The 25,844-nt window shown below is 59.7% G+C and carries 20 protein-coding genes; 9 read left to right on the top strand and 11 right to left on the bottom strand.

Annotated features, from left to right (window positions below; translation table 11 throughout):
* Positions 1–98: 98 nt before the first annotated feature.
* Entirely contained in the window at positions 99–2,264 is a 2,166-nt protein-coding gene (locus CAL20_RS24175) for a hypothetical protein (RefSeq protein WP_094839251.1), read from the bottom strand.
* 382 nt (positions 2,265–2,646) lie between these two features.
* On the opposite strand from CAL20_RS24175, the gene CAL20_RS24170 reads away from it, so the two are divergent.
* Positions 2,647–3,465, top strand: coding sequence for a hypothetical protein (locus CAL20_RS24170; protein ID WP_143277099.1), 819 nt, complete (start codon positions 2,647–2,649; stop codon positions 3,463–3,465).
* 151 nt (positions 3,466–3,616) lie between these two features.
* Complete coding sequence (locus CAL20_RS24165; RefSeq protein WP_094823639.1) at positions 3,617–4,300, top strand: ankyrin repeat domain-containing protein; 684 nt, start codon at positions 3,617–3,619, stop codon at positions 4,298–4,300.
* 127 nt (positions 4,301–4,427) lie between these two features.
* Here CAL20_RS24165 and gdhA read toward each other — a convergent pair whose 3' ends face one another.
* Positions 4,428–5,771, bottom strand: a complete 1,344-nt coding sequence (gdhA, locus tag CAL20_RS24160) for an NADP-specific glutamate dehydrogenase (protein WP_094823638.1) — start codon at positions 5,769–5,771, stop codon at positions 4,428–4,430.
* Positions 5,772–6,202: 431 nt separating this feature from the next.
* Positions 6,203–6,991, bottom strand: a complete 789-nt coding sequence (locus CAL20_RS24155) for an exodeoxyribonuclease III (protein ID WP_094823637.1) — start codon at positions 6,989–6,991, stop codon at positions 6,203–6,205.
* A 287-nt stretch (positions 6,992–7,278) separates the two neighbouring features.
* Here CAL20_RS24155 and pyrE point away from each other — a divergent pair, with 287 nt between their 5' ends.
* Positions 7,279–7,947: an orotate phosphoribosyltransferase gene (gene pyrE, locus CAL20_RS24150; RefSeq protein WP_094823636.1), complete on the top strand. Its 669-nt coding sequence runs from the start codon at positions 7,279–7,281 to the stop codon at positions 7,945–7,947.
* 227 nt (positions 7,948–8,174) lie between these two features.
* Here pyrE and gatB read toward each other — a convergent pair whose 3' ends face one another.
* Positions 8,175–9,632 carry an Asp-tRNA(Asn)/Glu-tRNA(Gln) amidotransferase subunit GatB gene (gene gatB, locus CAL20_RS24145; RefSeq protein WP_094839249.1) on the bottom strand — a complete coding sequence of 486 codons (1,458 nt, stop codon included), beginning with the start codon at positions 9,630–9,632 and terminating at the stop codon, positions 8,175–8,177.
* 137 nt (positions 9,633–9,769) lie between these two features.
* Here gatB and CAL20_RS24140 point away from each other — a divergent pair, with 137 nt between their 5' ends.
* The gene (locus CAL20_RS24140; RefSeq protein ID WP_254924402.1) at positions 9,770–11,017 is read left to right on the top strand and encodes a transposase; all 1,248 of its coding nucleotides are present in this window, start codon (positions 9,770–9,772) and stop codon (positions 11,015–11,017) included.
* On the opposite strand, the gene gatA is transcribed toward CAL20_RS24140, so the two are convergent.
* Together gatA and gatC are read right to left on the bottom strand one after the other, a co-directional pair.
* On the bottom strand, positions 10,968–12,512 hold the full coding sequence (gene gatA, locus CAL20_RS24135; protein WP_094839248.1) for an Asp-tRNA(Asn)/Glu-tRNA(Gln) amidotransferase subunit GatA: 1,545 nt from the start codon (positions 12,510–12,512) through the stop codon (positions 10,968–10,970). The two genes, CAL20_RS24140 and gatA, sit on opposite strands and share 50 nt — an antisense overlap.
* Positions 12,513–12,515: 3 nt before the next feature.
* The gene (gatC, locus tag CAL20_RS24130; protein ID WP_094823632.1) at positions 12,516–12,824 is read right to left on the bottom strand and encodes an Asp-tRNA(Asn)/Glu-tRNA(Gln) amidotransferase subunit GatC; all 309 of its coding nucleotides are present in this window, start codon (positions 12,822–12,824) and stop codon (positions 12,516–12,518) included.
* A gap of 226 nt (positions 12,825–13,050) precedes the next feature.
* On the opposite strand from gatC, the gene CAL20_RS24125 reads away from it, so the two are divergent.
* The 5 genes from CAL20_RS24125 (at position 13,051) to rodA (ending at position 18,976) form a co-directional block, all read left to right on the top strand.
* Entirely contained in the window at positions 13,051–14,094 is a 1,044-nt protein-coding gene (locus tag CAL20_RS24125; protein WP_094823631.1) for a rod shape-determining protein, read from the top strand.
* Between the two features lie 79 nt (positions 14,095–14,173).
* Positions 14,174–15,058, top strand: coding sequence for a rod shape-determining protein MreC (mreC, locus tag CAL20_RS24120; protein WP_094823630.1), 885 nt, complete (start codon positions 14,174–14,176; stop codon positions 15,056–15,058).
* A complete protein-coding gene (gene mreD / locus CAL20_RS24115; protein WP_254924401.1) occupies positions 15,045–15,611 on the top strand; it encodes a rod shape-determining protein MreD in 567 nt (188 codons plus the stop codon). The genes mreC and mreD overlap by 14 nt, the downstream gene beginning before the upstream one ends.
* A gap of 24 nt (positions 15,612–15,635) precedes the next feature.
* On the top strand, positions 15,636–17,843 hold the full coding sequence (gene mrdA, locus CAL20_RS24110; protein ID WP_094823628.1) for a penicillin-binding protein 2: 2,208 nt from the start codon (positions 15,636–15,638) through the stop codon (positions 17,841–17,843).
* Positions 17,840–18,976, top strand: a complete 1,137-nt coding sequence (gene rodA, locus CAL20_RS24105; protein ID WP_094823627.1) for a rod shape-determining protein RodA — start codon at positions 17,840–17,842, stop codon at positions 18,974–18,976. Before mrdA ends, rodA begins: the two co-directional genes overlap by 4 nt.
* Before the next feature lie 263 nt (positions 18,977–19,239).
* Here rodA and CAL20_RS24100 read toward each other — a convergent pair whose 3' ends face one another.
* The 5 genes from CAL20_RS24100 to CAL20_RS24080 all read right to left on the bottom strand — a co-directional run bounded on the left by CAL20_RS24100 (position 19,240) and on the right by CAL20_RS24080 (position 25,758).
* Positions 19,240–20,028: a heme ABC transporter ATP-binding protein gene (locus CAL20_RS24100; RefSeq protein ID WP_094823626.1), complete on the bottom strand. Its 789-nt coding sequence runs from the start codon at positions 20,026–20,028 to the stop codon at positions 19,240–19,242.
* Positions 20,028–21,023 carry a FecCD family ABC transporter permease gene (locus CAL20_RS24095; RefSeq protein WP_254924414.1) on the bottom strand — a complete coding sequence of 332 codons (996 nt, stop codon included), beginning with the start codon at positions 21,021–21,023 and terminating at the stop codon, positions 20,028–20,030. The genes CAL20_RS24100 and CAL20_RS24095 overlap by 1 nt, the downstream gene beginning before the upstream one ends.
* Positions 21,024–21,039: 16 nt before the next feature.
* Positions 21,040–21,903 carry a heme/hemin ABC transporter substrate-binding protein gene (locus tag CAL20_RS24090; RefSeq protein ID WP_094823625.1) on the bottom strand — a complete coding sequence of 288 codons (864 nt, stop codon included), beginning with the start codon at positions 21,901–21,903 and terminating at the stop codon, positions 21,040–21,042.
* 129 nt (positions 21,904–22,032) lie between these two features.
* A complete protein-coding gene (locus CAL20_RS24085; protein ID WP_094823624.1) occupies positions 22,033–23,085 on the bottom strand; it encodes a hemin-degrading factor in 1,053 nt (350 codons plus the stop codon).
* Between the two features lie 69 nt (positions 23,086–23,154).
* Positions 23,155–25,758, bottom strand: coding sequence for a TonB-dependent hemoglobin/transferrin/lactoferrin family receptor (locus CAL20_RS24080; protein WP_094839247.1), 2,604 nt, complete (start codon positions 25,756–25,758; stop codon positions 23,155–23,157).
* Between the last annotated feature and the right edge of the window lie 86 nt (positions 25,759–25,844).

Raw genomic sequence — 25,844 nt, 5'->3', positions numbered from 1 at the left:
GTGCGGGATCAACGGGGCAAACTCTACTAGCGGACGTATCCCCATTGGCGATGTTTTGCCAATGGGGATGCACAGCGTTGCGCACTACGTTATACAGTTTACGCGTGTCGCGTGAATGTCGGATTTTCCCATTTGTTCAGGGCATCGAACTGACGGCGGTCTTCCTGAAGCAGTGTCGTCTGCTCATCGCAAAGAAGCGTCATGTTGTCCAGATATGCCTGGATTTCTGCCACAGACATGCCAGTGAAATCCGACGTTTTGGCAGGTGTTTGTTCCGTCACCAGCTTTTTCTGCTGGTTCTTGATGATCTCTAGTGCCGTGGTTTGCTCTGACCTGAATAGGGATTCCTCAGGCTGTTTCGAAAAGCGTATCGTCAAGATGCTGGCGCCGTTTTTGTCGAGTTTGGTCTCGAACTCCATTTGGTTCGCGCCGCCGGGGAAAGTGCTGCTGTAGTCGGCAACGGTCATGCGCCCGATACCGGTATCGATCAGTTTTGCCGAGGATCCTAGGTCGGCGGGGTTCGAGAAATTAGCGCGGGCCGTGGGGGCGCTGGCCAAGAAACTGTAGAGTTTGCGGTCTGGATCCGCAATGGTATAAGAGCCGTCATGGCCTTGCGACAACGCGGGTGCCTTGGCCGCGGCGGAGAGGTCTCGAACATTCGAGATGGCCTGCGCATCGATATATCGAGCAATCGACCGCACCGTCGTCAAGTTGCTAGGCACGGCGTAGCTGCGTTCCTGTGCGCCTGCCCTGGCTGTGTATTTGACGGCGCCGAAGTTCGGCCCCGATGAGAGAATCGTACGAGTGAGGTTTTGGCCGATAGCGATATCTGCCCGTAAAGCAGTATCCGTTACTTTTGTTGGAGTGCCGCTGTTTTCCAGGTTCTGAAGGGCGATCACGTCAATGCCAGGAGCGAGAGTGCTGTTCTTGAAGTCGGACAAGTCCTGGAGCAGCGTTTTGTATGCAGTTTTAAATACCTCTTCGGCATTTTTGTCCGCCTTGGCATTAGCATACACTTCGCGTGCCTGAGGCGTGAGCAACAGTCGTGCGCTCAGCGTATTGAACCCTTGGATGAGCGAGGCGATAAAATTGTAGAGCGCGTCACGTTTTTGCGCGAGCTGTGCGAGCACGGCATTACGTGTCGGGTCGTTGCCGTGAGCGATTAATTGAGGAGTAATGGGTTGTGACGACCGAGATGCTGCTGCAGGTACAGCCATACCATTTTCAAGTTCGCTGACCGTTGCGATACGTGTTCTCAGTGCCTTTTCGGCTCCCTTTATCGCTTGATCCAGCGCGCGACAGTGGTCATAGCGCAACGCAATAGTCGCCATAATACGTTGGCTAATGACTCGTCGATGGTCCTCTTGACTGATGATGGCGTTCAACTCGTCGAGGTCCTTTTGGATATCGGGCAGTCGGGTGTCTAGCACGTTTCGCACGCCGACGCTCTCGGCGCGCTCTGGCAAGCTGCGCATCTCTTTCAGAGCGAGGATGGCTCCGCCGCTCAACGCTGCAGCACCGAAACCCAGCCCCAATATGCCAGTCGTGGCTACGCCTCCGATGGCGACGCCGGATGCCACGCCTACCGTTGTATCGAGAAGTGCGGTCACGGCCCCTTGCGTACGCGCCGAGAAGTTTTGGAGAGAGTCCCAGGTCGAGAGCCGGACGGGATCAATACGGCCAGCGTCGAGTGGCGTTACCTTGTTGCCGTTTGCCTTGCAAATACTTTCGTCCAAGCGTTGCAGCTTCTCCTGGATTTGGCAAACCAGCTCCGAGGCACGTTCCATCTGCTGACTCGCATCGAATTTTCTGATTGATTCGGGTGCATTATTTCGTGTCCAGACCTGGGCCGCGCCAGTCGCTGCGTTATATATTCCCGCCATGGGGATGGTGAATGCCGACCGCCAGGAGGATGCCGGCTCTGCATTGGTCTGAGTCGGCTCGATTTGATCCGCTATGCGTTTTCGGGCGAGAGTGTTCAGGGCGTCGAATGCCTGCTCGAGCGACGGGTCTTTGCCATCGAAAAGCTTCAACGTGTTTGGGAAGTCGACTTCAGTCTCTACCCAATCGTCCAACAGGGGATCTTCTGCACTGTCGACCACGGCGGCTGCACATGTTTTGCTGGGCGAATAGTCCTCGTAGATATCAAAATCTTCAATTTTTGGACGCAACGTTTTGGCAGCGTTTTGAGCTTTTTCGAGCTCCTTGGAGGGTGCGTGGTATTCGCGGAATGTAATGGGTTCTACAGCAGTAATGGTAGTCATAATTGAGCGTTCACAGTTGGGGTCCAGGTTGTTAAGAGCTCGGGACTTCTGAGCAGCGTCGATGTTAGTGACCGGGCTGTCAAAATCCTCCGGCTTCCTACCGGTGGCCGTATTTCCGGACCAATTCCCGCGGTGTCGCTGTTTTCGTCCGCCAAAGAGTCGTGGCGAGCGTCGCTCGGGTGAGCACATCGATGACGTCACAGCATGCAGGCGCGTACCCCTGTGATTGGCCGTAGTCAGCGCAGTCCGATTTTGTACGGGTTTCGGTTGCTACGGCCAAGAAATGGGTAGGCTGGCTGGCAAATTGGTTTTGAACTAGTGCCTAGTCGTCTCCCGGTCGATGCTCTGCACGACTGTTTTTTCAACAGTGAGGTTTCAAAAAATGGCCAAAATTTCCGATACTGTCGCTTCCTGTCTGAAGCCCCTAATTTCTGAGAGCACTTCCGCGTGTGATAGCTCGCGTCGGCAGGCCCTGATGGCGCATTTGGAAAAGTACGTGGAGCAGGATGACGACGTCGCAGTCAATAACTTGCTCGATGATAAGAAAAGTGTCGAGTTGATCGTTAAAGAGCTCAAACAGTCGCCATACTCGTTGTTGCATCAAGCCGCGGCACAGCGAAAAGACAAAGCATTGATGGCAATGATGAACAAACTGCCTCTTGAGGTGTGGAATTTTCATACTCAAGAGAATCTCGAGCATACGCCGCCCATCATGGGTGGGCGTACGCCGATCATGTTTGCAGCAGAGAGCAATAACGGCAAGATTATCTTTGAGCTTCACTACGGTGTGAGCTGCTATGTATGTGATCGTCAGAGTCCGGTCAGGCGGGATTCGCCAAGTCAGGTATCGCTCGAGGAGCTAGATGCACTGAGGGCAGAGTTCAAATGCCCGCCTGGAAAGGTCCATTCTGCTGACATATGGTGGGAGATCGTCAATGCTCAAGATGACGCGGGAAACACTCCGCTGCTGCTTGCTGTCAACAAAGACAGATATGAAAGCTTCTACCAGCTATTAACATTGCGCGCCGACCCTGATATCGCAAACCGGTCTGGGCATACCGCCCGGAGCGTCATTCTTGCTTCGCCCAGCGGTCCAATACGTGACTTCTTTTTGAAGTCGACGGCGCAGCCGTCACTCTGGGACCTGTTGCCTTTGCCGTCACTCTCGGTGCTTGCATCGAGAGGCTGTGCCATTTTATAGAGGCGTGCACTCCTTGGTGTCCAGGATTCGACCTGCAAGATTGATCTGCCAACGGTGAGGTTTCAAAGAAATGATTAGCTTTCTCGGTACTACCGCCTCCTATTTGAAGCCCATTCTTTCCGGGTGCGATCGCCTATGTCAGCAGAGCCTGATGGCGAGTTTGCAAAATTACGTGGAGCGGGAAGACGAAGCCGCAATCAGTAAGTTGCTTGATGATAAGGAAAGCCGCGAGCTGATCGTAAAAGGGCTCAAACAATCGCCATACTCGTTGCTGCATCACGCCGCGGCACTACGAAAAGACGCAGCATTGAGGGTGATGATGAAGAAACTGCCTCTTGAGGTGTGGAATTTGCGTACTAAAGAGGATCTTCAGCATACTCCGCCCATCGTGGGGGGGCGTACTCCGATCATGTTTGCGGCAGAGAGTAATGGCTGCGACATTATTGTTGCGCTTCGCGACGCTGTGGAGTGCTATATATGGGATCGTGAGCGTGGGGGCAGGTACGGTGCGTCAGGCCAGGCGGCGCTTGAGGAGCTAGATGCGCTGAAGGCGGAATTCACATGCCCGTTCGGCGTGGTGAGTTTTGCAGGTATATGGTTGCAGATCATCAACGCTCAAGATGACCAGGGAGACACTCCGTTGCTGCTTGCGGTCAAGAAAGACAGATTGGAGAGCGTTCGCGAGCTATTAGACTTGGGCGGCTCGGCTTATATCAGAAACCGCCTAGGACAGAACGCCGCAGACCTTATTCTTGCCTTGCCCAAGGGCAGCCCAGTACGCGAGTGTTTTGTGAAATCGACGGCGTCGTTGCCGTCACGCTGCACCATTTCATAGAGGCGTGTCGCCCCTGATGTGACCGACGAAAAAAAGCCCGCAGCTTGAACTGCACCCCAAAAGTTGGACGCCAGTCCGACCTTTGGAGTCAGTTCATAGTTAGCGGGCTGCGTACGAGAATTGGATCTTAGTACAGGCCTTGCTGGATCATGGCGTCGGCAACTTTGACGAAGCCGGCGATGTTGGCGCCATCCAGATAGTTGACGGCGGTGCCGCGGCCTTGGCCGTGGCGCACGCAGTTTTCGTGGATGTCGCGCATGATGGAGTGCAGGCGCTGATCGACTTCGTCGCGAGTCCAGGACAGGCGGATGGCGTTTTGGCTCATTTCCAGGCCCGACACGGCTACGCCGCCAGCGTTGCTGGCTTTGCCCGGGGCGTACAGGACGCCAGCGTCGATGAAGGCCTTGGCGGCTTCCAGCGTAGACGGCATGTTCGCGCCTTCGGCGACGCATTTGACGCCATTGGCGATCAGCGTGCGCGCGTCGTCGATTTCGAGTTCGTTCTGGGTCGCGCACGGCAGAGCGACGTCGACTGGCACGTGCCACGGGCGCTTGCCTGCGACGTAGGTCAACTTGAATTGACCTGCATACTCCGCCAGGCGGCCGCGCAAGTCGTTCTTGAGATGCATCAGCGCGGCGAGCTTTTCGTGCGTGAAGCCGGCTTCGTCGATGACGGTGCCGTCAGAGTCCGAGACAGTGACCACACGTGCGCCTAGGCTCATCGCTTTTTCGATGGCATATTGCGCCACGTTGCCCGATCCCGAGACGGCAACGCGCAGGCCGTCAAACGACAGGCCGGTGCGCTTGAGCATTTCTTCGGCGAAATACACCGTGCCGTAGCCGGTGGCTTCCGGACGGATCAGGCTGCCGCCGAAGGTCAGGCCTTTGCCGGTAAAGACGCTGGCGGCCGAGTTGGAGATTTTCTTCATCATGCCGGCCATGAAGCCGACTTCGCGTGCGCCCACGCCCATGTCACCTGCGGGCACGTCGGTGTCCGGGCCCAGGTGGCGATGCAATTCGAGGATCAGCGCCTGGCAGAAACGCATGACTTCGGCGTCGGATTTGCCTTTGGGATCGAAGTCCGAGCCGCCTTTACCGCCGCCCATGGGCAAGGTGGTCAGCGCATTTTTCAGGGTCTGTTCGAAACCGAGGAATTTCAATACCGACAGGTTGACCGAGGGGTGAAAGCGCATGCCGCCCTTGTAAGGACCGATCGCCGAGCTGTGCTGTACCCGAAAGCCGCGGTTGACGCGGGGCTTGCCTTGATCGTCCGTCCAGCAAATACGGAACTGGATTACGCGCTCGGGCTCAACCAATCGCTCGAGCAGGGCATGGTCGGCGTAGTGCGGATGCTGCTCGATAAAGGGCCACAAGCTGGACATGACTTCGTGCACGGCTTGCATGAATTCGGGCTGATGCGGGTCGCGCACAGCGACCTGACGCAAAAAGTCGTCAAGACTTTGCAGTTTCAAAAGGGGTCTCCTGGGGTGCCGCAGGCCGGTGCATAAATGCCCGGATATGGTGCGATTCGGTCCAAAATAGTGCGCAATGGCACTGGCTCGGTGCGCAATTGTAGGGGTATCAGCGGGGGCGTGCAAAAGAATCATTCACGGGAAAGCCGCGCCAATATTGGGGTTGGATGTCCAAGAAAATAGGGGACGCAATGTGCCGAGTGGACCGTTCCAGTTATTGCGAACGGCCTTTCATACGCTGGGCAGGATATTTTTTCCTACGTAAATTGATATGTCACCATTTATCGCGATGCGAAGGTAGGCAGAATTTTTTTCGCCAATACAGGCACTTGGGGACAAATCAGGGCCTGATAAACAGTGGAGCAGACAATTTTAATTATTTATATGTCCCTATTTATTTTCAGGCCCCGACAATCGGTTTTATGCGCGCTTTACAACGTTACGTCGTAGTCGATCGTCAGAGGCGCATGATCGCTGAAGCGTTCGTCTTTATAGATGGCGGTGTTGCGCGCGCGTGCGGCGATGCCCGGCGTCGCAATCTGGTAATCGATACGCCAGCCCACGTTCTTGGCCCAGGCCTGGCCGCGGTTGCTCCACCAGGTGTATTGATCGGGGCGCTCGTCCAGTGTGCGAAAGACGTCGACAAACCCGCGCCGATCAAAGACCTCCGTCAGCCATGCGCGCTCCTCTGGCAGGAAACCTGAGTTTTTCAGATTGCCTTTCCAGTTTTTCAGGTCGATCTCTTTGTGCGCGATATTCCAGTCGCCGCAGATGACGAACTCGCGGCCGGTCTTCTTGTGCTCGTTCATCAGTTCGTCCATCCATGGGCCGAACACGTCCAGAAACCGGTATTTGGCTTGTTGGCGTTCGTCTCCGCTGGAGCCGGAGGGGAGGTAGGCGCTGATGACGGACAGATCTTTCCAGTCGGCGCGGATGATACGGCCCTCGGCGTCGAATTCCTCGCAATCTAGGCCGATTGTGACGCGTTCCGCCGCGTTGCGCAGATAAATGCCGACGCCGCTGTAGCCCTTTTTGATAGCGTGGGAAAAGTGCCCGGTGTACCCGGGAGGATGCCGCAGGTCTTCGGTCAGGTCGGCATCGGCAATCTTGATTTCCTGCAGGCAGAGGATATCGGCATTGTGGTTCTGCATCCAGGGTTGTAGGCCTTTGCGAAAGGCGGATCGGATGCCGTTGAGATTGAGTGAGGTGATACGCAGCACGACGAAGACTCCTGTATAGCGGTTGGCCATCCGGCCCAAAGACGGACTTTAACCGACTGAGGGCGACTTGCCATGGGCCAATGGCGCCGTTGCCGCTGCAGTGGACACGCTAAAATGCGTCCGAACTTCTGAGAAATCAATCATTCTCGGCATGTGCCGGAGTCGGCAGCGGCTTTGCTCTGCGCCAAAGAAAGCCGAGCCGCCCTGGGTGTCTCGAACTACGCCGCAGGTCGACCAGGCGACGCTGAGCTCGGAGGCGCTCATCCCCCTATTGGAAATCTCTAATCATGGCCGCTATTTCTACCGACTTTGTCCGTTTTGCTCTCGATGAGGGCGTGTTGCGTTTTGGCAGTTTCAAGGTCAAGTCCGGCCGTATCAGCCCTTATTTCTTTAACGCGGGCTTGTTCAATAGCGGCGCATCGGTGGGTAAGCTGGCGCAGTTTTATGCTCAGGCATTGCTGGATTCCGGTGTGGCGTTCGACATGCTGTTCGGGCCGGCTTACAAAGGTATTCCGCTGGCGACGGCGACGTCGGTTGCCCTGGCTGGGCATGCCGGCATGCAGGGGCGCGACGTGCCATTCGCCTTTAACCGGAAAGAAGCCAAAGATCATGGCGAGGGCGGCACGCTGGTGGGCGCCCCGCTGCAAGGCAAGGTTGTCATCATTGATGACGTCATCACGGCAGGCACCTCGGTGCGTGAATCGGTAGAGATCATCCGTGCAGCGGGAGCTGAGCCGGCGGCGGTGTTGATCGCGCTGGATCGTCAGGAACGCGCGGGTGCGGACGATGCGCTGTCGCCGCATTCGGCCGTGCAAGAGGTGGCGAGAACCTACGGTATTCCGGTCGTCAGTATTGCGTCGCTGGCCGATATTCTGACGTTGCTGCAGGACGACGACCAATTTGCCAGTCATCGTGACGCGGTGTTGGCGTATCGGGCGAAATACGGGATTCTGTGATGAGTGGCGGGCTTGTGCCCGTCATCGAAAGAAAAATGGGCCAGTGCAAACTGGCCCATTTTTTGCCGCCGGACCGCCCCAAGGCAAAAAAGCCCCCCTTGGGGATGAGCCCGGACACGGGACAGTCCCCTGCGGACTGTCCCGTGCCTGGCGAATCCGAGCGGCGTGCCAGCCGCGAGGTGGACAAGCGAGCCGAAGGCGCGGCGTGGGGGCTTTTTTCTATCGCTTTAGCTATCCAGCTTTTGCTTGAGCAGCTCGTTGACCTGTTGCGGGTTGGCCTTGCCCTTGGCTGCTTTCATGATCTGGCCTACCAGCGAGTTAAAGGCTTTTTGTTTGCCCGCACGGTATTCCGCGACGATGGCCGGGTTGGCGTTGAGCACCTCGTCGATCATGGCGCCGATTGCGCCCGTGTCGCTGATTTGCTTCAGGCCGCGAGCCTCGATGATGGCGTCAGGCTGGCCGCCTTGTTCGCCCGCCCACATGGCAGAGAACACGTCGCGTGCGATCTTGTTGGAAATCGTGCCGTCGATGATGCGGCCGATGAGCGCAGCGAGCGCTGGCGCCTGGACGGGTGCATCCGCAATGTCTTTTTCCTCGCGGTTCAGCGTCGCGGAGACCTCGCCCATGATCCAGTTTGCGGCCTGCTTCGCTTGCCCGGCAGGCAGAGCCCGAGCGACAGCCTCGAAATAGGAGGCCAAGCCGCGGCTGGCGGACAACTGGGCCGCATCGTAGGCCGACAGGCCATATTCGCGCACGAAGCGCTCGCGCAGCGCGGCGGGCAGCTCGGGCATGTCGTTGCGTACCTGCTCGATCCATTCGGGCGAAATAACGAGCGGCGGCAGATCCGGATCCGGGAAGTAGCGGTAATCGTGCGCGTCTTCTTTGCTGCGCATGCTGCGCGTTTCGTCGCGGTCGGCATCGTACAGGCGGGTTTCCTGAACCACGGTGCCGCCGTCCTCGATGAGCTCGATCTGGCGGCGAGCCTCGAACAAAATCGCGCGCTCCAGAAAGCGGAACGAGTTGACGTTCTTGATTTCCGTACGGGTGCCGAATTCTTTTTGGCCTACAGGGCGGACCGAAACGTTGGCGTCGCAGCGGAAGGAGCCTTCTTGCATGTTGCCATCGCAGATGCCGAGCCAGACGACGAGGCTGTGCAACGCGCGGGCGTAGGCAACGGCCTCGGCGGCCGAGCGCATTTCCGGCTCAGTCACGATTTCCAGCAGCGGGGTGCCGGCGCGGTTCAGGTCGATGCCGCTGGCCGGATTGCCGTTGGACAGCGTGAAATCGTCGTGTTGCGATTTGCCGGCGTCTTCTTCGAGGTGGGCGCGCGTCAGGTTGACTGTTTTTTCTTCCTCGCCGACGAAAAACGAGATCGATCCTCCCAGCACGACAGGCAGTTCGTACTGGCTGATCTGGTAGCCCTTGGGCAGATCGGGATAGAAATAGTTTTTACGGGCAAAGACCGAGCGCGGCGCGACCGTGCCGCCGACAGCCAGCCCAAATCGGATGGCGCGTTCGGCCGCGCCGAGGTTCATGACGGGCAGGCTGCCCGGTAGAGCCAGATCGACGACGTTCGCTTGTGTGTTGGGAGCCGCGCCAAAGCGCGTGCTGCTGCCCGAAAATATCTTGGCCTCGGTGGAAAGCTGGGTGTGCGTTTCCAGGCCGATGACGATTTCCCAGTTCATCCATTGCTCCGAGAAACCTCGGCATTCATGCCGGGGAGGAAGGGGGCGCAGCCGTAAGGCTGCAAGGTTGGTCTGATTTGAGTTGATGACTGGATAAACATCCAGGTTTCTGGTCTGGCGTGGATAGTATCTCGGGCATGCAAACCAAACGTGCCTACCGATTCCGGTTCTATCCGACGCCCGCGCAAGCGATCACGCTGGCTCGCACGTTCGGTTGCGTACGTGTGGTCTACAACCACATGCTTAGTCTGCGTTCGACCGCCTGGGCTGAGCAGCAAGAGCGCCTGGGGTATCACGCGACCTCTGCGGCTTTGACGGCGCTGAAAAAGCTGCCGGACTACGTTTGGTTGAACGAGGTCAGCAGTGTTCCGTTGCAGCAGACACTGCGCCATCTGCAAACGGCGTTTACCGGGTTCTTTGCCAAGCGAGCGGGATATCCCCGTTTCAAACGCAAGGATGGCCCGCAATCGGCGGAGTACACCGCGAGTGCTTTTAGATGGGATGGCCGTTCGCTCAAACTGGCGAAGATGACCGAGGCGTTGCCTATCCGCTGGTCCCGTCAGATTCCTAAAGCCGCCAAGGTCACTACTGTCACGGTCAGCAAAGACCCGGCGGGCCGATACTTTGTCAGTCTGCTGTGCGACGACGTTGTGGCACAAAAAGCGCCTACGTCGACCTGTGTCGGGATTGATCTGGGCCTGTCTCATTTTGCGGTGCTCTCAACAGGAGAAAAAGTCGATGCGCCCCAGATCTTTCGCAAGCATGAAGTTAAGTTAGCTACGCTACAGCGCCGCTTGGCCAGGAAACAAAAAGGATCGGCCCGCCGCGCCAAGGCGAAGCTGAAAGTTGCCAAGCTGCATGCAAAGATTGCAGACACCCGCAGGGATTTCTTGCACCAGCTTTCTACCCGGTTGATCCACGAGAACCAAGTGATCGCCGTAGAAAGCTTGTCTGTGTCCAACATGCAGAAAAATCGCTGTCTTGCTAAATCCATCGCCGATGCCGGATGGACAGAGTTTGTAAGGCAGCTCGAATACAAGGCCCGTTGGTATGGACGTGAGTTCGTGCGGGTAGATCGCTGGTATCCGTCGAGCAAGCGCTGCCACGTTTGCGGATATGTGTCACCGAGGCTGCCGTTGAGCGTGCGGCGTTGGTCCTGTCCACAATGCAACGCCGGCCACGACCGCGACATCAACGCGGCGCATAACGTATTAGCCGCCGGACTGGCGGTGTTAGCCCATGGAGAAACGGTAAGACCTGAGTGCATGAGTGATGATGTACGACGGCTCGGTTCTGTGAAGTGGGAATCCCTTTCCCCTTTAGGGAAGGGAGCAGTCAATGCTCGGTGCCTTGCTGGCCAGGCACGCGCCGGTGCCAGTCGGTGACTTGTTGATAACGGTCGGCGATGGCCAACAGGCGGCCCTCGTCGAAATAGTTGCCGATGATTTGCAGGCCGACGGGGCGGCGTTGGCCGTCGCCGCCGAAACCGCAGGGGACGGACATGGCGGGCAATCCTGCCAGACTCACGCCCAGCGTGTAGATATCGGCCAGCCAGTCGGCGGTGGGATCATCGCGATTGTCGCCGAGGTTCTTGGCCACAGTGGGCGAAACCGGTCCCATGATGACGTCGCACTGGTCGGCGTAGGCGCGCTGGAAGTCCTGCGCAATCAGGCGGCGCACGCGCTGGGCCTGCAGATAGTACGCATCGTAATACCCGTGCGACAGCACATAGGTGCCGATCAGGATGCGGCGCTTGACCTCGTCGCCAAAACCCTCGGCGCGCGAGCGCGCGATCATTTGGTTCAGATCGGTGTATTCCTGGGCGCGGTGACCGTAGCGTACGCCGTCATAGCGGGCCAGGTTGCTGGAGGCCTCGGCAGGGGCGATGACGTAATAGGCCGGAATGGCCAATTCGGTGCGCGGCAGCGAGATCGATACGCGTTGTGCGCCCAGGGCCTCGAATTGAGCCAGGGCGGCTTCGACGGCGGCGGCGACATCCGGGGCCAGGCCCGCGCCGAAGTATTCCTGAGGCACGCCGATGCGCAGGCCCTTCAGGGGCAAGCTGCCGGCAGCGTCGTAACCGGCCTGCGCCGCGTCGTAGGTGGCACGGATGCGGCCGGGGACGTTGGGCGTGCCGTCGCAGCTTTCGAGGCTGGTGGCGTCGCTGGGATCAAAGCCGCTCATGGGATCGAGCAGTTCGAGCAAGTCGCGGCTGCTGGGGGCGAGCGGGCCCGCCTGGTCCAGGCTGGATCCGAACGCCACGATGCCAAAGCGCGAGACGGTGCCGTAAGTGGGCTTGATACCGCTGACGCCGCACAGCGCGGCGGGTTGGCGTACCGAGCCGCCGGTGTCGGTGCCGGTGGTCGCGGCGACCAGACGCGCGGCTACCGCGGCAGCCGAGCCGCCCGACGAACCGCCAGGCACGGCTTTGGTGTCCCACGGATTGCGTACGGCACCGTAGGCGGAGTTTTCATTGGCCGAGCCCATGGCAAACTCGTCGCAATTGAGTTTGCCGATCGAGACGGCGCCAGCGGCCTGCAGGCGCTGCACGACCGTGGCGTCGAAGGGGCTGGCATAGCCATTGAGCATCTTGCTGCCGGCCGTGGTGCGCCAGCCTCGGGTGACAAACGCGTCTTTGTGAGCGATGGGCACGCCGGCCAGCGGGCCAGCCGTCCCGGCCGCCAAGGCCGCGTCGGCGGCGTCGGCCTCGGCCAGGGTCAGGGCCTCGTCGATGTGCAGGAAGGCGTTCAGGTCGCTGGCGGCCTGGGCGGCAGCGAGGGCGCTTTGCGCCAGCTCGCGGGCACTGACCTGTCGTTGCGCAAGCGCGGCGCGCAGTTCGGCGATCCCGCCGAATTGGGTGTGAAGGGCAGAAGTCGTCATGATTTATTCGATGACCTTGGGAACCAGGAACAAGCCGTCGCGGGCATCGGGCGCATTAGCCATCAGTTCGGCGCGGTTTGCCTCGGAGGCGGTTTCGGTCACGGCGTCCGGGCGCAGGCGCAGAGCGATGTCCTGATGGGCCGACAGCGGGTGCGCCAGAGGCTCTACACCCTGGGTGTCGGCGGCTTGCAGCCGCTCGATCAGGTGGAGAATGCCGTTGAGCTCGCCCTCGGCGAGCTTGAGCTGATCGGGGGTCAATTCAATTCTGGCCAGCCGGGCAATCCGGGCCACGTCTTGTTCGTTGAGCGCCATGTAGGGAGACTATGAGAAATCGAAGGGGCAGGCTGCTGGACTCAGGTGCGGGTTTGTACGGTATCCGTCCCTGTGACAAAGCATGAATTACCAGCATTTTTGCGCTATTTTCCGGGAAATTATAAGTTATCATTCACGGTTTAATCGCTGCAGCAATGCGGCGGGCTCGTGTTTACCAGTCCGTCACCTGCAGCCCGGCATTATTTCTGAATCTCGCTGAGCCCTCATGTTCGGATTCCTGCGCAGTTACTTCTCCAGCGATATGGCGATCGACCTCGGTACCGCCAACACGCTGATCTACGTCCGGGGCAAGGGCATTGTGCTCGACGAGCCTTCGGTCGTTGCCATCCGCCACGAAGGCGGCCCCAACGGCAAAAAAATCATCCAGGCGGTTGGCCAGGAGGCCAAGCAGATGCTGGGACGAGTCCCAGGCAACATCGAAGCCATCCGCCCCATGAAAGACGGTGTGATTGCCGATTTCACGGTGACCGAGCAGATGCTCAAGCAGTTCATCCGCATGGTTCACCCGCGCAACATGCTGGCCCCCAGCCCGCGCATCATTGTTTGCGTCCCCTGCGGGTCGACCCAGGTTGAGCGTCGCGCCATTCGCGAATCCGCCCTCGGCGCCGGCGCCTCTCATGTCTACCTCATCGAAGAACCCATGGCCGCTGCCATCGGCGCTGGCCTGGCTGTCTCGGACGCCAGCGGTTCGATGGTGGTGGATATCGGCGGCGGCACGACCGAGGTCGCCGTGATCTCGCTGGGCGGGATGGTCTACAAAGGCTCCGTGCGCGTCGGCGGCGACAAGTTCGACGAAGCCATCGTCAACTACATCCGCCGCAACTACGGCATGCTGATTGGCGAGCCCACCGCCGAATTCATCAAGAAAGAAATCGGCTCCGCCTTCCCGGGCTCTGAGGTCCGCGAGATCGAAGTCAAGGGCCGTAATCTGGCCGAAGGCGTGCCGCGCAGTTTTACGGTGTCGTCCAACGAGATTCTGGAGTCGCTGACCGATCCGTTGAACCAGATCGTGTCCGCCGTCAAAATCGCACTGGAACAAACCCCGCCCGAGCTGGGAGCCGACATCACCGACAAGGGCATCGCTCTGACGGGTGGTGGGGCATTGCTGCGCGATCTCGATCGTCTGCTCCAAGAGGAAACGGGCCTGCCCGTCGTTGTTGCCGAGGATCCGCTGACCTGCGTGGTGCGTGGTTGCGGCGAAGCGCTCGAGCATCTGGAAAAACTGGGCGCGATTTTCATTAACGAATAAGTCTGTCCCGCCAGCGGGCGTCGCCGTGCCGGCGATGCCCGGCGCAGTGGCTGCGGGCTGACGCCAAAGCTGGGTATTCATGCAACGACAAGGGTCTCCACCGCTGTTCAGGCGCGGCCCGCCGGTAGAAATCCGGTTGGCCGTCATGGTCGCCTTGTCGCTCGCCTTGCTGGTCCTCGACTCTCAGTTTCATCTGCTGGAGCCGTTGCGACGCGCGGTTTCCATTGGGTTGTATCCGTTTCAGCGCACCGTGATGGCGCCGCGGGATTTTGTGCGGCAGTTCAACGAGTGGGTCGATGCGGCCAACCATAATCGCACCGAAAACGAGGCCTTGCAGCGTCAGCGTATCGAGTTGTCTCAAGTCACGACGCATGCGGCGCAGCTGGCGGCGGAGAATGCGCAGTTGCGCCGGCTGTTGGGTGTGACCGACACCGTCGATCAGACTGCCGTGGTGGTCGAGGTGCTGTACGAGCCGGCCGACAGCTTTCAGCAACGGCTGGTCTTTAACAAGGGCAGCCAGGCAGGGTTGGCGCCCGGCATGCCGGTGATCGACGAAGGCGGTGTGGTGGGACAGATCGTGCGCGTGACGCCACAGGCGTCCGAAGCCGCGCTGGTTACGGACGAAAGAGTGTCTGTACCCGTTCAGGTGTTGCGCAATGGTCTGCGTTTGATTGCCTTTGGTTCGAATTCGCCTGGTCGCATCGAGGTGCGCTTTCTGGCGGCTAATGCCGATATCCAGGAAGGCGATACGATCGTCACGAGTGGCGTGGGTGGCTTGTTTCCCGCAGGTCTGCCGTTGGCCAAGGTGTTGACGGTCGAACGGGATACGGCATCCGGGTTTGCACGCGCCGTGTGCGAGCCTTTGGCGCATCCCGAACGCCATCGCCATTTCCTGGTGTTGCAAGTCGATGTCGCTCGTGCAGAGTCTGATCTTCAAGAGGCCGAATCCGGTGGATCGCAATAACTCGTCGGCCCAGCAGCCTCCGCGCCGTCTGGGCACGCCTCGCAACGTTCCTCCCGAGCATTTGTCGCGTCCGGCCAATGTGTTCTTTGTTTGGGGCTCGATCGTGGTGGCGTGGCTGTTGTCATTGTTACCCTGGCGTGTCTGGGAGGGCGCTCCCGATATTCTGGTGCTGGTCCTGGCCTTTTGGTGCGTGAACGAGCCGCGCCGGGTCGGCCTGGTGGCGGCATTCTGCTTTGGACTGCTGATGGATGTGCACGATGTCAGTGTGCTCGGCGCCCATGCCTTGTCATATACCTTGGTGGCGTATGGGGCGGTGGCGCTGCACCGACGGCTGCGGCATTTTGATCTGTGGAGTCAGGGCATACACATGTTGCCCGTGTTCTTTGTCGCGCGCCTGGTGCAACAACTCGTGCTGGCATGGCTGGCGGGTCGGTGGTCCGGCTGGGATTGGGGAATGAGTGTCTTGCTGACGGCGGCGATGTGGCCGTTGATAGGTTTCGTGCTGCATTTGCCGCAGCGAGGCACTGACGACGTTGAGTCCTCGTCGGTCTAGCGCCGGGTTGGATAGCGGCGCGCCATGTTCGAATTCAAGAAAATCGGCCAACAGCAAAAGCAGCGCTTTGGGCTGCGTGCCTGGGTGGGCGGTTTGTTTGCGCTGGCGTGCTTTTGCGTATTGGCTGGGCGTTTCTGGTTTTTGCAGGTAGACCGCTACGAGGGCCTGTCCGAACGAGCCGATCGTAATCGCATAGCCGTGGTTCCCATTGCACCACGCCGTGGCGAGATCCTGGATCGCAATGGCGTGGTGATGGCGCGCAATTACCGGACTTATACGCTAGAGGTCGTGCCGGGCCAAGTCGGTGATATAGATGCCATGCTGGCACGCTTGACTCCTGTGGTGTATGTCAGCCCAGGCGATCAGCGTCGATTCAAACGCCGGGTGCAGGAGTCGGGGCGGTATGCCAGTCTGATACTGCGCAACAACTTGAATGATACCGAGGCATCCTGGTTCGCTGCCCATGCGTTTGAGTTTCCCGGCGTCGAGTTGCGTGCCCGCTGGGTGCGCGAGTATCCCCAGGGCGCCACGGCGGGACATGTGGTGGGTTATATCGGCCGCATTGCGGAGAACGATATCGAGGCCTTGGAAAGCACGGGCGAGCTGGGCAATTATCGCGGCACCGATGTGATCGGTAAAAAGGGTATCGAGAAAAGCTGGGAAAAAGCGCTGCACGGTCAGACCGGAATCGAAGAAGTCGAAGTCAATGCAAGCGGCCGCCCTGTGCGTACGTTGCAGCGTACTGATCCCGTACCCGGCGTGGACGTCATGCTGTCCATCGATCTAGGCTTGCAGCGTGTGGCCGAAGAGGCTTTTGGAAATCACCGCGGCGCGCTGGTTGCGATTGATCCCAACACGGGCGAGGTCTTGGCGTTTGTCTCTAAACCCGCATTCGACCCGAATCTGTTCATCGACGGCATCGACGTGGAAAATTGGCGCTTGTTGAACGAGTCGCCGGATCATCCGCTAATCAATCGGCCGTTGTACGGCACGTATCCGATTGGCTCGACCTATAAGCCTTTTGTGGCGTTGGCGGCGCTGGAACTGGGTGTGCGCGATGCCAAGACGCGTATTCCCGATCCAGGCTATTTTGAATTCGGTGGGCAGCGTTTCCGGAACGCTGGGGGCGCTGCGTATGGCATGACCGATATGCACAAGGCCATTGTCGTGTCTTCGGATACGTATTTCTATTCGCTGGGCCCGGAAATAGGTGTGAACAGACTGCATGATTTTGCCAAGCAGTTTGGGTTCGGGCAGATCACTGGTATTGACCTGGATGGCGAACGCAAGGGCGTGTTGCCGTCGACCGAGTGGAAACGTCAGGCGTACAAAGATCGCAGACAACAGCAATGGTATGCAGGCGAGACGATTTCTGTGGCGGTGGGGCAGGGATATAACTCATTCACGCTGCTGCAATTGGCGCAGGGGACATCGACCTTGGCCAACAATGGTGCATATCGAAAACCGCATTTGGTACATGCTACGCGCGACACACATACCGGTGTCGTAACGCCAACGCCGTCTACACCGGAATATCGCATTCCGCTCAAGCAAGAGAATGTCGATCTCATCAAGAGCGCGATGGTCGGCGTGGTGCGTTCAGGAACGGCACGGCGCGCCTTTGCCGGCGCGGCGTACCAGGCGGCGGGCAAAACTGGAACGGCGCAGGTATTCAGCCTGCGTGGGTCTCAATATCGCGCGCATGAGTTGGATGAGCGTTTGCGCGATCATGCGCTGTTCATGGGTTTTGCGCCGGCTGATAAACCGCGTATTGCCGTGGCGCTGTTGGTGGAAAACGCCGGCTGGGGGGCGAGTATGGCGGCCCCTATTGCACGTACGGTGTTCGATTATTGGTTGTCGCGGCCTGCTACGCCTACGGCTGGCTCGCGTATCACACTGCCGCCAGATGTGCCGCCGTTGTCTGTGCCGGTGCAAAGCGATACGCCCGTTCCTACGGGGGTGTCGGCGCCTGTGGTGCCGGGCGCGACAAGCCCAGACGATCTTGTGGAGCCGCCGCCCGGGGTAGTGCTGGATGATGCGCCACAGGACGAGCCGTTGCCTCCGCTCATTCCAGGTTCGGATACGCCTCCCCCAAGCATGAGGCCTCGATCCGCACCCAAAGCGGCGCCTGCTCAGCAAGCCCCGCGGGCGACGCAGCGCCCCTCTACTGCGCCAGCGCGGTCCGATTTGAACGACTTGTTTGAATCGTCTGGATTCGGAGTCAAGCAATGAAACGTCTGGGCGCTATCCTTGTCCGCGTCTTTCTCGCCTTTGACTGGCCGTTGCTGATCATTCTGGCTTTGTTTGCCGCGTTGGGTCTGACGGTGATGCATTCGGCGGTGGGCAGCACCGATTGGCGTTTTGCCGATCAGTCGCGCAATTTTCTGATTGCGTTCTTAGCGATGTGGGCGGTGGCCTTGGTGCCGCCGCATATGTTGATGCGTCTGGCATTGCCGTTCTATATCGTCGGCGTTGCACTGTTGTTGGGCGTGGAGTTTTTTGGGGAAACCAGCAAGGGCGCCACGCGCTGGCTGAACCTCGGCATTACTCGTATTCAACCGTCTGAGATGATGAAAATCGCTGTGCCGCTCATGTTGGCATGGTATTTCCAGCGGCATGATGGCGATGTGCGAATCCGTGACTTCCTTGTCGCAGCGGCGATGCTGGCCGCGCCGTTTGGCCTGATTGTGTTGCAGCCTGATCTGGGAACGGCGTTGCTGGTGTTTGGCGCGGGCTTTTGCGTCATTTATTTCGCCGGATTGTCCTTTAAATTGCTTGCCCCGATTGCGATTGTCGGTATCTTGGGGATAGGGACGCTGATCTATTACGAAGACACGCTATGTGAACCCGGCGTAGATTGGGTGGTCTTGCACGACTATCAGAAGCAGCGGGTGTGTACCTTGCTCAACCCCAGTTCTGATCCATTGGGCAAGGGGTTTCACACGATTCAGTCGATGATCGCCGTGGGGTCTGGGGGGCTCTATGGCAAGGGGTATATGCAGGGGACGCAGACGCACTTGGACTTTATTCCTGAGCGTACGACGGACTTTATTTTTGCGGTATATGCCGAGGAATTCGGGTTGTATGGCGGCGTGGCGATGTTGTTGTTGTATGCCTTGCTGATCGCTCGAGGATTGACAATTGCGGTGCGGGCTACGACGCAGTTTGGACGCTTGATGGCGGGGGCGTTGACGATGATGGTGTTTATCTACGTGTTCGTTAACGTGGGGATGGTGACGGGGATCTTGCCTGTGGTGGGAGTGCCGTTGCCGTTCATGAGCTATGGGGGGACGGCGTTGTTGACGATGGGGATTGCTTGCGGGATCTTGATGAGTGTGTCGCGGTATCGGGGGGATAAGACCTGACGTGGGGGATTGCGTCGGGTGTTTCTAGATTGCGTCGGGTGTCTCTGTTAATCCGTCCGTGCCGCGTGCCTGGGTGCTGCGCCAGCCCTATCGCCGCGGCTCGGCCCATGAGCAGGGGCCTCGGCCTCGCTGCGCGAGGCTGAACCGCGGCTCAACGGGCCGGCGCAGCACCCAGGCACGCGGCACGGACTCGCAGCAGTGGCATGCGTGCGTTGCTGGTTGATGAAATTTAGTCATGGCATGCCTGCCCCGTGGCGGGCTTGCTAATGCGGCAAAACCAGGATGCGGTTGGGCATGGTGGGGTGGGGCAGGATGTCGGCCTCGATGTCGTAGACGGTTCGCAGGTTGTCGCGGGTCAGGACGTCTGTGGGAGGGCCGCCGGCGATGACGGTGCCGTTGCCCAGCATGATGAGTTGGTCGCACCAGCGGGCGGCCAGGTTGATATCGTGGACGATGATGAGGACGCCCAGGCCTTGGGTATGAGCCAGGTCGGCGGTGGTGCGCAGCAGTTCGATCTGATGTTTAGGATCCAGACTGGAGATGGGTTCATCCAGCAAAAGATAACGCGAGAGGTTGGGGTCATGCTGGGCCTGGCATTGGGCCAGGACGCGGGCGAATTGCACGCGTTGTTGTTCGCCGCCGGACAGATCGGGATAACGGCGTTGGGCCAAGTGAGGGACGCCGGCGAGGGCGAGCGAGGATGCCGTCAGCTCCTCGACTTCGGCGGGGTCCAGTTCGGGGAAGGGGTAGGCGCCCATGGCTACGACTTCTTGTACGCCTAGATCGAATGTCAGCGAGGGCTTTTGCGGCAGGACTGCGCGTTGCCGGGCCTGACGGCGCGGAGGGATGCGAGTCAGCGGTGTGCCGTCTAATTCGATATGGCCACGGGTCGGAGAAAGCTCGCCGGCGAGGGCTGCAAGCAGGGTGGATTTGCCGGCGCCATTGGCGCCCAGCAAGCCCAGTACCTGGCCGGGCTCGATGCTGAGCGATACATTGGAAAGAACGCGTGTCGAGCCACGCGATACGTCTAGGTCTATCGTACGCAGGCTCATTAGAATTTTCGTCCTCGTGCGAGCAGCCATAGGAAAAACGGTCCGCCTACGAGGCTGGTGACTAAACCTATGGGCAGCTCGGCCGGGATCACGACGATGCGGGCCAGCCAGTCGGCCAGCGTGAGCGCCAGGGCGCCAGTCAGCATCGAGGCAGGCAGCAGCCAACGATGATCGGCACCCAGGGTCATGCGTACGAGATGAGGAACGACCAGTCCGACAAAGCCGATACCGCCCGTGGCAGCCACGAGCGGCCCCACAATCAACGCAGTGGCCATGACGAGTTTGTAGCGCACAGTGACGAGCGCGAAGCCGAGATGCTGCGCCTCACGCTCTCCGAGCAACAGGGCGTTCATGGCGCGCCACTGGCGCATCAGCCAGAAGGACCACACGAGTGTCCACGGCGCCAGAAAGCCTAACAATGACCAATTCGCGCCCGCCAGGCTGCCCATGTTCCAGAAGGTCAGGTCGCGTAGCTGCGCATCGGAGGCCATGTAAGTGAGCAGCCCAATCAAGCTACCGGCGACGGTGTTGATGGCAATACCTGCCAGCAGCAGTCCGGCAACGCCCGGCACGCGGCGGCCGACGGCATAGGCCGCTGCCGTGGCGAGCAGGCTGCCTGCAAAGGCGGCAGGTGCGGTGACCATGAAGCCGCCCGTGGTCAGCACGATGGCGGCCACAGCCCCCAGTGCGCCGCCGGCGGAGATCCCGACCAAGCCGGGCTCGGCGAGAGGATTGCGAAACAGGGCCTGCATCGCCGCACCCGAAATCGCCAGCGCCGCGCCTGCCACGACAGCAAATAAGACACGCGGTAATCGAATGTCCAGCAGTACGTTGCGCCATAACGTGTCCTCAGGCTGCGAGGCACCCATGGTCAGAACGCGCAGCGCGTCTGCCAAGGGAATATGGACGGCGCCGCTCAAGGCGGCGAGCAGGGCTACCAGCAGGGCAACAACCCCCAGTCCTATCAGAACGGTGGGCGGATGCGCCCGCTTGATCAGCGGTGCCAGGCGGTCAGCCTTGGCGAGCGACACAAGCGGTCTCCTTCAGTGTGCGTATGGCTTGCGGCAGCCGCGGCCCGGTGCCCAGTGCAAGCAGATCGTCCATGACGACGATGCAGTGATTTGTTGCTGCAGGCGTGGAGGCGATACCCGGCGTTGCGCGGAATTTTTCCATGCCGCCCGCTGCCTCCAGCGACATGCGAGGGACGACGATGACTTGAGGTGCCAGAGCACTGAGTGCTTCGGCCGAGATGGGCTTGTAGCCTTGTTGATCGGCGAGCACATTGACCAGGCCAGAGAGCTCCAGCACGAGTGCTGCTGCTGTGTCGCTGCCCGCGCCCAGGGGCGTGCCCGTGCGGTTCATGAGCAGCACGGCGCGCGCGTGCGACTCGGGTAAGGCTTGCGCTTCGCTTAACGCGGTTGCGACGGATGTGGCTAATTGCTTGCCACGATCTGGTACACCCAGGGCTTTGCCGATCTGCAGAATGCGATCGTTGAGTGATTGCACGCTGGGCTTGTCAGAGATTATTTCGAGGGGGACGCCGACTTCCTTCAGGCGCGCGAGCGCCGTAGGGGGACCCGATTGCTCAGACGCCAGCACCAGGTCCGGATTCAAAGCGAGTACGCCTTCGACGGGCACGGCGCGGTAATACCCGACGCGCGGTAACTTGGTCGCCGCCTCTGGATACAGGCTCGATTGATCGTCGCCCACGAGGCGATCGCCCTGATCCAGGGCGTAGACGATTTCGGTGACCGTGCCGCCCAATGTGACAACGCGTTGAGCGGCAGAGGGAGGATCATTTACCGTTTGTGCGGCGCTGGTGACCCAGACTGCAGCGATTGCTGCGGCGACCGTCTTGGCTAGACTTGCGGCCATGGTGCTTCCTTGATGAGGCGTCGTGTTTCCGTATGGCGGACAAAGGGTAGACTGATCAGAGCGTCTTGGTGCTTAAGCTTAGCCGTTCTTGGCGGCGCTGAGTACGCGACGCCCTGATCATGGATGGCGTTATGCCGCTAACGGCTCCGCGCAAAGGCTGCTCAATAGTTCTCGCCACTCGGCAAGCTCCGGCTTGCCGGGCTTGCGTTCACCAAAGAATTGCACGATGAGATCCCCATTGGCGTTGTAAACCTCGAGCGATGTGACCCACCCGTCGCTGGTGGGTTTGCTGACGACCCAGGCCGAGTCGATAGCATCGGTGTTCAGATGCAGGTTGAATTTCGGATCGAGCACGTTGAACCAGGGGCCCGTACGCAGCAGCTTGGCGACCGGTCCTGTGTGGATCTGGATCATGCCGGGATTGCCCACAAAACACATGATGGACAGCCTGGACTGTGCCGCGGCCTCCAACATGCGTTCGGCGGTATTGGTATGGACCTGTTGCGCCAGATCCATACCCGCGGCCTTCAGCGCGGCCAGGCGGGAGACCTTGAATTTACGCAGCAGCGGAAAGAACTCATGCGTGTCTTGCATGGCCAGCCAGGCGCTGCGCAGCGCGTCAGGATCACTGATGGTGTCGGATTCGTCTTTGGGCGCATAGGGTCTGGTTTGCGGCCAGACGGGCTCGCCTGCAAAGCGTGCGACCAGCGCATCATAGGCGGCGACGTCCGTGGCATCGGTACGATAGACCTTATGTACGGCAACGCCTGCACAGTCAAAGAACTGCAGACTATGCCGGCCGTCCTGTTCGACGGCCCAGGCTGAATCCCAGGTGCTGAAGAACACACGCAAATCGATGTCAGGCCCCAACACGAGGCCAACTGGGCCTTCTGCCTGGATGGACTCGTACCGTCCGTGGCGTTCATGGACACACCAGTCGTTGCGCGTCAACGCCATGACCTCGCCCAGCGATCCCAACTCGCGGAATATCGCTTGCGGAGATGCGGCGCCGGTCAGCGCGGTGGCGCGCAGCCCATTACATTCTGCGGCGACCCATTGGGCTTCGGATACGTTCAGTGCTTGGGCGAGATTGCGCGCGCGTTGGCCGGGTTGTTCTGCGACCAGGGCGTCGTTACGAGCGCGTAATTCGGCGGCCAGCTGGGTGAAAGAAGTGTTACTCATTGATGACTCCTCTGTCCGGGTACGGCGGGCGACCCACAGCCCCGGGCCGCCGTGCAGCAGGCCCGTGGTTCAGTATTGATAGGTTAATGACACGCGCACACTGCGCCCAGGCTCGGTGTACCAGTCTACCGGATGGGGCAGGGCAGATGGTCCAGCTGTGGGAACATTGATGGCTTCCCAGTACTTTTTGTCGAACAGGTTGAACAGCCCGGCACGGATTTGCAATCCTTTGACTGCGGCGGGTTTCCAGTAGGCCATCAGGTCTACGACGCCATAGCCCGGGGCGCGAAAATCGGGATTAGGCGCTTCGGCAGTCGCGGCGGGATACTCGACTTTGTTGCGTTGCGCGGACAGCGTCCATACGGCGCTCGCGCCCCATTCGCTCCGGTCGTAGCCCAGACCCAGAATCGCCTTGAAGGGCGGTACCGAATTCAGATATTGACCAGTGCTTTGATCTTTGCCGACCGTCCAGGCCAACGATCCCCAAGTGCGCCAGTTCGGAGTGAAACGCCAGTGTGCCGAGGCCTCGGCACCATAGATCCGCACTCGGGCGCGGTTGGCGGCGGTAGTGACACCCAGCGGGTACTGTCCGTCCCAGCTGCCTTGCCATTGCGGATCGCCGGCCGTCACCGGTATTCGCGTATCGATGAAGTTCTGATAGCGCGTATCAAAGAACGACAATGCCCCGCCGAGATCATCGTTGCCCAGGCGAGCGCCCAACTCCCAACCGCGGCTGGATTCCGGTTTCAAATCAGGATTGCCTGCACGCAGATACGTGCCAGGTGCGCCATAGTTCGTGTAAAGCTCGGTCGCGCTGGGGGCGCGATAGCCATACGCATATTGTGCGTAGAACGTGACCTGCTCTTGTGCTTTCCAGGTTCCCAGCAAACTCGGCGAAAACCTGCCGCCGCTGGACGAAGGCGGCAATGCGCCTGCGTTGGGATTGCTGTCGTAGCTGCCGGTATTTTGCGGTTTTTGCTCGTAATGGTCGTACCGGATCGAAGGCGTCAGCGTGTAGCGGCCCTGGGCAAAGGAAAACTCGTCCTTTGCCCACAGCGCCCATTGGCTGCCTTTGACGCGTGGCATGTCCGCCTGATTGGTATGCAGCATGTCGCAGGAACGCGGGCCGAAAGGCGCGGGTAATCCTGCCGGAATATCAGGGCAGTTGTCGTACCCGTCTGAATATTGTTCAGTGCGATTGCCCACCCATTCGGCGCCCACGGTCACGGTTTGCGAAACCAGCCCCTCGATTCGCCGTGTGGCTTCGCCGCTGAAACCGAACAGCGTTTCTTGAATTGAGTTGTCCCGCCCATAAGCCCCATTGGGATAACCGTACCTGTATGGGTCGCCAGGGATAATCGATGCGCGCGTATCTCTGGTGCGCTCGCCATCCAGCCCCTGATCGAGCCGCAGGCGCTGCCAATACACCGCGGCCTTGGCACTGTCGATCAAGCCGCCCGCGTTGGGCGCCTGGTATTCGTAGTCCATCGAAACGCGTTCCCGCTTGATCGTTTCGTTGGCCGTGTTTTCGCCAATTTGGTAGCTGGTGCCGGGGCCCTGCAGATACTTGCTGTCGGTATCGGAGTCATAGTGAAAGTATTCGCCGGTCAAACCGAAGCGGTGCCCGCCTGCTACGCGCTGCTGCAGTTTCAGCATGACGCTGCGTTGCGTGTAATCCTCGGGATCAGGCTTGTCGCGGTCGTCGCCGTAGCCGCCGTGGTCGGCGCGGTTGTCCAACTCGTGGCCTTTACGGATACCGGCTTGCAATAACCACGTGGTGTTCTCCGCCAAACGGCCCGCCAAGGCGGCATTGGCGGCCCTGCTATTGTCCGCCGAGTCGTAGTCGCCCTTGACCAGCGCGCCAAAGTTGCGTCCGTCTTGCAACAGATCGTCGGGATTGAGCGTGCGTAATTCCGCCGAGCCTCCTAGCGCACCCGAGCCGACAGAGGCAGAGTCCGTGCTGCGCACGATATCCAGGCTCGACAGCGAGTTGAAGTCGACCGCATTCAAGCCGCCTTTTACGCCGCGTGCACCGTCGTCCAGCCACGGCAGGCGTATGCCATCGATGCGCGTCAGGACCCGATTGCCGTCCATGCCGCGAATATTGATGCTGTTGTTCTGGCGGTTGAAATTGACACCGGCGTCCATGCGTTTGCCTACGTCCTCCCAACTGCGTACTTGCAGGTTATCCATGTCCTGGCGCGTACTGGTACTGACCCAGGCCGGATCGGATCGCAAGGCATCGGCTTGCACCGTCACGGGCGTGAGCTGCGAGACAACGTCTTGCGGTTGCAATACGAATGCGCCGTTGCCGTGTTCGCGGGCGGTGAGCCCCGTGCCCGCCAATAGGCGATGCAGGGCTTCGTCAACGGGGTAGGCGCCCTGCAGGCCTGCACTTTGGCGGCCCTGGACAGTTTGAGGTTGGAACAGCACAGTGATCCCGGCCTGCTCGGCAAATCGCGATAGCGCCGCACTCAGCTCGCCTGCGGGGACTTGATATATCCGTTGCTGCGCCACCGTTCCGGTCGATTGTGCCCAGGCCGGGGTACAAAGCGCGCCCAGGCCGCCAGCGATAGTCAACCCCAGCAGTGCACGGCTGATGGCGCACGCCAGCGTGGTTCGTCGAGGAGAAAAACGGATATCAGGCAAAGCGGGCGCGTGCAGCGTGTCCATGAGGTTCCTTTCGGACAGGGTCTTTGGATACAGGCCATGACAGCCTTTGTTTTCCATGACCCTGCACGACACAAAACCGGACACTG

This window comes from Bordetella genomosp. 4 (assembly GCF_002261185.1).
Lineage (GTDB): Bacteria > Pseudomonadota > Gammaproteobacteria > Burkholderiales > Burkholderiaceae_B > Bordetella_A.
Note: the sequence above shows the minus strand (reverse complement) of the source record. Positions and strands in the feature narration are given on the sequence as shown.

Excerpts from the sequence above, each read along its gene's own strand:
- CAL20_RS24165 (WP_094823639.1), top strand. The coding sequence starts at position 3,617 with ATGGCGAGTTTGCAAAATTACGTGGAGCGGGAAGACGAAGCCGCAATC.
- mreC (WP_094823630.1), top strand. The coding sequence starts at position 14,174 with ATGCAACGACAAGGGTCTCCACCGCTGTTCAGGCGCGGCCCGCCGGTA.
- CAL20_RS24175 (WP_094839251.1), bottom strand. The coding sequence starts at position 2,264 with ATGACTACCATTACTGCTGTAGAACCCATTACATTCCGCGAATACCAC.
- CAL20_RS24100 (WP_094823626.1), bottom strand. The coding sequence starts at position 20,028 with ATGAGCCTGCGTACGATAGACCTAGACGTATCGCGTGGCTCGACACGC.
- pyrE (WP_094823636.1), top strand. The coding sequence starts at position 7,279 with ATGGCCGCTATTTCTACCGACTTTGTCCGTTTTGCTCTCGATGAGGGC.
- CAL20_RS24085 (WP_094823624.1), bottom strand. The coding sequence starts at position 23,085 with ATGAGTAACACTTCTTTCACCCAGCTGGCCGCCGAATTACGCGCTCGT.
- CAL20_RS24170 (WP_143277099.1), top strand. The coding sequence starts at position 2,647 with ATGGCCAAAATTTCCGATACTGTCGCTTCCTGTCTGAAGCCCCTAATT.
- gatA (WP_094839248.1), bottom strand. The coding sequence starts at position 12,512 with ATGACGACTTCTGCCCTTCACACCCAATTCGGCGGGATCGCCGAACTG.
- CAL20_RS24080 (WP_094839247.1), bottom strand. The coding sequence starts at position 25,758 with ATGGACACGCTGCACGCGCCCGCTTTGCCTGATATCCGTTTTTCTCCT.
- mrdA (WP_094823628.1), top strand. The coding sequence starts at position 15,636 with ATGTTCGAATTCAAGAAAATCGGCCAACAGCAAAAGCAGCGCTTTGGG.
- CAL20_RS24125 (WP_094823631.1), top strand. The coding sequence starts at position 13,051 with ATGTTCGGATTCCTGCGCAGTTACTTCTCCAGCGATATGGCGATCGAC.
- gatB (WP_094839249.1), bottom strand. The coding sequence starts at position 9,632 with ATGAACTGGGAAATCGTCATCGGCCTGGAAACGCACACCCAGCTTTCC.
- rodA (WP_094823627.1), top strand. The coding sequence starts at position 17,840 with ATGAAACGTCTGGGCGCTATCCTTGTCCGCGTCTTTCTCGCCTTTGAC.
- gatC (WP_094823632.1), bottom strand. The coding sequence starts at position 12,824 with ATGGCGCTCAACGAACAAGACGTGGCCCGGATTGCCCGGCTGGCCAGA.
- CAL20_RS24090 (WP_094823625.1), bottom strand. The coding sequence starts at position 21,903 with ATGGCCGCAAGTCTAGCCAAGACGGTCGCCGCAGCAATCGCTGCAGTC.
- CAL20_RS24140 (WP_254924402.1), top strand. The coding sequence starts at position 9,770 with ATGCAAACCAAACGTGCCTACCGATTCCGGTTCTATCCGACGCCCGCG.